General features: G+C 55.7%; 10 protein-coding genes. 3 read left to right on the plus strand and 7 right to left on the minus strand.

The window, feature by feature from the left end; all coding sequences use genetic code 11:
- Nucleotides 1-74 precede the first annotated feature (74 nt).
- Nucleotides 75-209, minus strand: a complete 135-nt coding sequence (locus UP06_RS42400) for a hypothetical protein (protein WP_283806019.1) — start codon at nt 207-209, stop codon at nt 75-77.
- A gap of 299 nt (nt 210-508) precedes the next feature.
- Here UP06_RS42400 and UP06_RS09350 point away from each other — a divergent pair, with 299 nt between their 5' ends.
- From UP06_RS09350 to UP06_RS09360, 3 genes are all read left to right on the plus strand, one after another.
- The gene (locus UP06_RS09350) at nt 509-787 is read left to right on the plus strand and encodes a hypothetical protein (RefSeq protein ID WP_045002270.1); all 279 of its coding nucleotides are present in this window, start codon (nt 509-511) and stop codon (nt 785-787) included.
- On the plus strand, nt 784-1,080 hold the full coding sequence (locus UP06_RS09355) for a hypothetical protein (RefSeq protein WP_045002271.1): 297 nt from the start codon (nt 784-786) through the stop codon (nt 1,078-1,080). Before UP06_RS09350 ends, UP06_RS09355 begins: the two co-directional genes overlap by 4 nt.
- A gap of 239 nt (nt 1,081-1,319) precedes the next feature.
- Nucleotides 1,320-1,598 carry a DUF1488 family protein gene (locus tag UP06_RS09360; RefSeq protein ID WP_045002272.1) on the plus strand — a complete coding sequence of 93 codons (279 nt, stop codon included), beginning with the start codon at nt 1,320-1,322 and terminating at the stop codon, nt 1,596-1,598.
- Nucleotides 1,599-1,737: 139 nt separating this feature from the next.
- Here the strand turns inward: UP06_RS09360 and UP06_RS09365 are convergent, their stop codons facing one another.
- The 6 genes from UP06_RS09365 to rpmB form a co-directional block, all read right to left on the minus strand.
- Complete coding sequence (locus UP06_RS09365; protein WP_045002273.1) at nt 1,738-2,274, minus strand: ParB N-terminal domain-containing protein; 537 nt, start codon at nt 2,272-2,274, stop codon at nt 1,738-1,740.
- A 34-nt stretch (nt 2,275-2,308) separates the two neighbouring features.
- Nucleotides 2,309-4,252, minus strand: a complete 1,944-nt coding sequence (locus tag UP06_RS09370) for an ATP-binding protein (RefSeq protein ID WP_045002274.1) — start codon at nt 4,250-4,252, stop codon at nt 2,309-2,311.
- Nucleotides 4,249-4,770 carry an ABC-three component system middle component 5 gene (locus tag UP06_RS09375; RefSeq protein WP_045002275.1) on the minus strand — a complete coding sequence of 174 codons (522 nt, stop codon included), beginning with the start codon at nt 4,768-4,770 and terminating at the stop codon, nt 4,249-4,251. The genes UP06_RS09370 and UP06_RS09375 overlap by 4 nt, the downstream gene beginning before the upstream one ends.
- On the minus strand, nt 4,767-5,402 hold the full coding sequence (locus UP06_RS09380; protein ID WP_156162868.1) for an ABC-three component system protein: 636 nt from the start codon (nt 5,400-5,402) through the stop codon (nt 4,767-4,769). Before UP06_RS09380 ends, UP06_RS09375 begins: the two co-directional genes overlap by 4 nt.
- The gene (locus tag UP06_RS39700) at nt 5,347-5,997 is read right to left on the minus strand and encodes an esterase/lipase family protein (RefSeq protein WP_156162869.1); all 651 of its coding nucleotides are present in this window, start codon (nt 5,995-5,997) and stop codon (nt 5,347-5,349) included. Before UP06_RS39700 ends, UP06_RS09380 begins: the two co-directional genes overlap by 56 nt.
- Nucleotides 5,998-6,215: 218 nt before the next feature.
- On the minus strand, nt 6,216-6,527 hold the full coding sequence (rpmB, locus tag UP06_RS09390; protein ID WP_027535901.1) for a 50S ribosomal protein L28: 312 nt from the start codon (nt 6,525-6,527) through the stop codon (nt 6,216-6,218).
- Nucleotides 6,528-6,727: the final 200 nt, after the last annotated feature.

The following is a 6,727-nucleotide window of genomic DNA, read 5'->3' on the forward strand; positions in this document are numbered from 1 at the left end:
CCCCACCCCAACCCTCCCCCGCAAGCGGGAGAGGGAGCACACCTGCTCCGCGGCGATCGCTTTAATTCAACTTCCTACTTCTTCTTCGTCGGCCCGAAATCCGGCTGCCAGGCGGCGTCCTTGCGGTTCGGTGCCGCGGCGATCACCTTGGCTTTGTCCTTCTTCGGCTTCTTGGTTTCGCGATTGGTGCGTTGCTGTCCCTTGGCCATGACGTCCGTCTCCTGTGGGGGTTCGAATTCGTTCGGTTCGACCGGTTGCAGCATCCGTCCGCGCAAGTCTGATCGCACAAGTCGCGACGCTTGCGTCACTGCGGCCGAGACTGGCGCTGCCATACTCATTCGTGCCGCTGACGATAATGCGCGAGCCTACGCCTGCACCCCGCCAATAGCGAGGGCTTAAACGCCGCGCACGCGCTGCGGTGATGATAATGCTGGCTATTGCGTCGCAACGGGCGCATGCTCGCCGAAGCGGCGTCGGTTGGGGCCTGACCAGCGAAAGGCAGGCTTTCATGACCATCCGTTCGCGACGCGAAACCATCACATTCAAGCATCCGGTCCGCATCCGCGGCATCGAGCGCCAGCTCCCCGCAGGCGGCTATGAGGTCGTCACCGACGAGGAGATGATCGAGGGCCTGTCGTTCGCATCCTGGCGCCGCATCGCCACCATGATCACGGTGCCGTCCGAAGGCGTGCATGGCGCGACGGAGCTGCTGTCGATCGGCTCGGTCGACCTCGCCGATGCGCAAGCCGCAGATGCGCAAATTGCAAATGCGAGCGCCGTTCCATGACTGACATCCCGGTCGATCTCGACAAGCATCGCGGCATGGCCGCCCAAAAGGCGACCGATCTGCGCCGGGCGCTGGCCGAGGTCGAGACCAATATCAGGGAGCTGCGCGAGCGCGAGTCCGATCTCGAAAACCGCATGATGACAGCGCCCGCCATGTCGTGGCCGGAGGCCGCGGTGAAGGCGCGCTATCTGCTCAACCTCTATGCCGCCAGCCTGCCCAACGAAGACACCCGCCACCGCGCGCTGGTGGCAGCGCTGTTCGACGATTTCGTGAGGCTCAGCGGCGAGACCTGAAGGCGGCCGCGGCCGCGGGCGCATGCGGCAGCGATGGTGTGGAAAACAGGTGTCGTCCTGGCGAAAGCCAGGACCCATAACCACCGAACTGAGTTGTTGCGGATCATCGTGCCACAGCGTGCCTCGACAACTGTTGACCGGGGTAATGGGTCCTGGCCTTCGCCAGGACGACGTTGGGGGCCAGCTTGCGCCTCAAGCGGCCATCGCGCCACGAAGCTAATCGCCTAAAGGAGTGACCCATGATGCTCACGACCGGCCGCTATATCGGCCACGAACAGGACCGCGGAATCGTTCAGTTCTCGATGCAGGACGGCCCGCACGAGGTCCCCTGCGCAATCTCGACCTCCGCGATGGACGACCTCGAGCGCGGCCCGCGCGCCAGGCCCTCCGAGCGCGAAGCCCAGTTCATCCGTCTGCGCGAGCGCATCGAAGCCTGCGCCGGCAAGAAATATCAGGCGACGGAGTTCGAAGGCACGCCGCCGGGGATCGTGCTGCGGAGCATTGATTTTCGGGGGTAGGGGGAGCCCCCTTCAAGATGCATGGCGGATGCTGTGCGACTTCGCTGTAGTTGCCTCAGGTTACGGGGTGCCAGCACCCGGCCCATCACGCTGGATGATGATATTCAAGGATACGCGCGGCAACCGCCTTATGCCGCCGCTACGTCAAGGGGATTTCTCCCTTAACATGGGAGCCGATCCAAGCGTCTTGCGTCAGTGAAGGCCTTTTCTTGCCGAGCTTTGCGTACCATTCATCAGGCATAATCTGCAGGCCAGAAAATGCTCCGATGCGGTGATTGCCATCAAGGATTAGAAGGCCTTTTGGAATTTGCATGCCAACAATCGGCTTATAAAAAGTCCCTTGCTCCAGTATGTGCTGCAATGCTTGCTGATATCGTCGCTTGGTAACGGCATCGGCAACGTTGCGCCCAACCTGATCTACCATGTTCACAGCTATTGCGAGTGTCTTTGGGGCTAAGCTGTGAAGCTTGCAGTTCGCTTGTTGCTTCTTCCAATTGACGTCACTCCACCAAGTGAGAGGTCGTCCACCTAGGATACGAGACCATCGATGAGTTCCGAGTGGCTCAGGAGGGGGCCATCCAAGATCGGATTCATTTGCAAAATAAAGAAGCCAGTCATCGATGATCTCGTCGGGCCAATCAACGAGGTCCTTCTTTAAGTCAGCTAACGAGACCATGATAAATCCTAGGCTCGACGTGTGGCAAGCAAGGCTAGCTTATGCTCAAGGTTCGCTTCTGCTTTGAGTAGGATGATCCGACAAGCAGAGGCGATCCTTCCAATTTCGGGTCAAGCATAGACGTCGTCAATATAATCTGGTGTTCGGCTCTTGAAGCGGCGCTGGCCTTACAAATCAGCTGCTGAAAATTCCAGCTTCTTTGCGGGACCATGCCTTTATCCTCAATATTGTCGAACATCATAAATCTAGGAAGAAGAAAGTCACGATCTTGCAGGGAAGCGATCAGAAGTCCCAAATGAAGGCTATTCTTCAGGATCACCAAGCTGCTCGCGGCGAAGTTCGATTTGCCGTCCACCGACATGGAGTCATTCCCGAAGGAAAAGCCGAAGCTGTCAGCGTCCACAAATGCGTCTTGGTCGCCGGTATCCTGCCGCAGGAGTTCTACGACAATCCTCGCAATCAGTGAATAAGCGATGCGCTTTCGCTTGTCTTGGGTGGCTGCTATCGCCTTTACTTCATCGCGCAATTTCGAAATTTCATCGTTCAGCTTTTGCTTCTCATGCGACATCTCTCCGATTTTCGACGCGAGCTCTAGGTGTCGACCTATCGTCTCGATCCTCGAATCGATAAATCCGATTCTGCGATTAATGCTCGCTATGGCGGCATCACGAGAGCTTATAGGAGCTCTTGATAGTGCATCGTAAGCTGCCGTTTTCGAGGAGTGGTCGCGTCGAATTGAGCGAAGCGTCTTCAGATTTAATGCCAGTGCTTGTTCTCGCTGTTCCTGCAATTGCTTGGACTCGCGCAGTTGCATTTGGATGTCGATCTTGACAGCGAGGCTTCTTGACGCGCGTTCAGATTCGTCCAGCGGTGTCTTGCACAAATGACACTGACCGGAGTGATGTCCCTCCTCAGTGGGTGAGAAACACGCCGGGCAATATTTGAAATGAATTCCGCCTAGCTGCTCGTAGGTGAGGGTAGCTTTCTCGATATCAACGAGCATTCGATTGAGGTGCCGAATGAAGTTGTCGCTGTCAGTTATCTCGAACTGAATTGTCGCATTCTCTAATTCGAGCGACTGCATTTTTGTCGAAAGAGACCCGACCTCTTCGAAGGCCTTTCGTCGCTCGCCTTCGCGAAGCCTGGAGTCTGCAGTTGTCCCAAAATCTGACTTTGCTATTTGCTCTAGATCCGCATATCGTTCGATGCGCTCTGTTGTGAGCTTATCAAGTTCCGTTTCAATTGCTTCTCTCGCGAGAGGAGTATCAATGTCGCCGCCGATAAGCGAGAAGATGCTCTTTAGCTCTGAATTTAGTTCGTCGAATTTTTTCTCAAAGCCGCGCAGTCTCACTTGCTTCTCATAGAGATTAAACTCACCAACGCCGCAAAGAAAATCCCCGATAGCCTGCTTGAGGATTGGTGGGTCAAAATTCTCAAAGCGAAAGATGCGTTGCACCGGGGTCATTTGATCCGAGTACAGCAATCGGAGCACCTGATGCATTGTGATATTGCTGCCCTCTGGAGTTGTAGCCTCGGGCATGTCGAGAGAACGAAATAGAATCTGCGAAAACGATTCTCGGGTGTCTTGCCGGGCATAGGGGAAGGTCTGCCAACCTTCGGCGACCGATCGACCCGCTGTCTCTAGTGGACCAAAAAATATGTGCAGCGGTCGTGTGCGCTCGGATGTAATCTCGCGTCTAAGACTCACTATCGCGTTATTAAGCACAACCTCGGCGACTACCGTGTCGCATAACGCCGCATATTCCTTCCATTCTTGAATAGCTGGCCCAAGCACTTCTCCTCCGAGGATGTGGAAGATGAAGTCCATTATTGTCGATTTCCCCGAACCGTTGGTTCCGCGGATGATGTTGACGCCAAGATGGAAAGATTGATCGTAGACTGTATGGCCCTTTCGAAACACCAACAGACGTTTTAGAGCTAGCCTTGGTGCGAATTGGATTTGTGCCGGTTGGCTCATGGCTGTCTCCGCACGAGGCCGGTAAGCGCGCGTAATCCTCGCGCGCCGGCCAAATCTAGGCCGCCTAATTCATTCACAAGAAAGTCCATAAAACGCGCTTCATTTAAATTGAGCTCGGTCAAATCTGCGAGCAGTGGCCGGGGAATCGCGTCCATCTTGAGGCGCGCGAGGCCGGAAAGGTATTGTTCCCGTGCGAACAAGTCCTTGGCCACCAGGTTCGTCCCTGCGGCTCTTTGAAAAATCGCGAGATCCCGATAGAGGCTTTTCCCGCTCGGCAGCTGGACGAATTCGTCGGTTAGACGTTGAATTTCGAGAGATCGAAATGTCCGTCTGACCTCGGAAGGCATTGAAGCCTTATGCAGCAGGGCTGGATAGAGCAGGTAAAAATCCAAAATCCATAGCTTTTCAATTAGTAAGGCATGGTCTTTTTGGAATGTCAGGATCCGTAGAAGGCGAAATGTGCAGTGATATGCATCAAACGAGGGGTGCCAAAGGCGAAGAGGGTTTGCCGAGGTCATTGCGACCACCTGATATGGCAGATGCCCGTCAGATAGTAGATCATTCGGTCTATCACGACGTGATTTACGAGCACGTCGTCTTCGTGAACTTTCATGATGGGATCGCTGATCCACGCCTTGATCAGGGCGGCAGTCTCCGACGCTGATGCTCCATTTACGATCTGCGGATAGACGTGTGTGTTAAAGCGTGAATCGACTTCGGCTAGTAGCTTTATGTATCGCTGTGTGGCGGAAGACTGCAGTTGGTTGCGCGCAAATGTTTTCGCAAATTCTTCCTTCAAACGTGTGGCTCGCGGTATTTCGTATGACCTGCCTCCTAGTTTTAGTTTCTCCGCTAAATCCAAGCGAGGCTCGTCTTTTGGCGTGGTGTAGTTTTCAAATTCGTCTGCCAGAGCATCATGCTGGTCAATCTGTTCAGCATCTTGCGAGTCGGCGTGTGCAAAGCGCTTGAACGCAGGGGCAGAGGAGTGCTTTGGCGAAAGCCCATTCGCATCGCTGATGAATTTTTTAGCCCCGAGATATATGGGTGATTGGCGTGATGGCGGTTTGCAGATATCCATGTGGTTGCCATCAAATTCAACCGTGATGCAGCCAACGACTCCAGGATTGGCGCTTGCTTTGTCGACAATCACTTGGCCTAGGTAGTTTTGTCTCGCAGTAAGAAGCAGTAGCTACGCCAAGGGAGACCGCATTTTGCTGGTACCAATCACGAAGCCCGAGGAGATTGGGGTCATTTGCGCCGATTTGAGTTGTTGCTTTTGAGACGAATGGGAATTTCGCCGCCATACTTGCAATCGACGATCCCGTGTGAGGCGTGGCGAGAAAAAGTACGCCTCGGGTATTCGCTGCAATGAGCTCCCAAGCGGACTGGTGAAGCTCGACGGCGGTTCGCAGTAGTTGCTTCACCAGCAGTCCGCCAAGGCTGTGAGCCACAAAAACGATTGGACGGGTCCCAATCGAGTGGGAGGCGAAAAGATCTAGAACTTGTTTGGCTTGATCACTGATAACAAGTGCACCATTGGCACTTCCAAACATCGACGCAGGATATTCGATCGTCCAGACGTCTACCGTGGGTAAGTCCTCAAATATCCAAAGCGGCCAAAAAGCGTCTGGCCCGGCAAACCATGTTTCTTTTCCATCGCCGCTCAAACCGTGCACGAAGATGACGTCGGCAGTGATGTGTGGCCGAGCAACCTCGGCGACGCGATGCAATAGCAGTTGCGGCACGTCTTCCCCCCGGCCGAAAACCTTAGACCTCACCCAGCTCAACGTCCAGTAGAGCCCCTATGCGACCTTCGCACGGTGATGTATCCGATTGGAGCCGGTCTGGCTGGCCCACAAACAAAAACGGCCGGATCTTTCGATCCGGCCGCAACGCAAAACTCTACTTGGCTAAGCCTACGCCACGCGACGCAACTTAGCCCCCGCCCTGTTCGGAAATTCGCTTAGCTGGCCTTCTTGACCGGCGCGGCCGTCGGGCCGACCTTTTTCTGGATGGCGCGCTTCAGCTCGAGGGCGCGCGGCGACAGGACGTCGGCCTTGGCCTTGAGCAGGAAGGCGTCGAGGCCGCCATTGTGGTCGACGCTCTTGACCGCGTTGGTCGAGACGCGCAGGCGCACGTTGCGCTCGAGGGCTTCGCTGATGAAGGTCACGTTGACCAGGTTCGGCAGGAAGCGGCGCTTGGTCTTGATGTTGGAGTGGCTGACCTTGTGGCCGACGAGGGGGCCCTTGGCCGTCAGTTCGCAGCGGCGAGACATGTCACAATCCTTATCCTGATCCCCAACGATTTGCGGCCGCCATTCGGGGCGCCACGGGGGCAAATTCTCTGTCCTTGCAGGGAGCGGCGGACGTATAGGGGGGAAGCGGCGGGACGTCAAGTTTTTGGGCGGGATTTAGGGCCGCGCGGGGTGCCAGCCCACCCTCAGGTGTCATCGCCCGGCTCGACCGGGCGATCCAG

It is taken from the genome of Bradyrhizobium sp. LTSP857, from assembly GCF_000938285.1.
Taxonomy (GTDB): domain Bacteria; phylum Pseudomonadota; class Alphaproteobacteria; order Rhizobiales; family Xanthobacteraceae; genus Bradyrhizobium.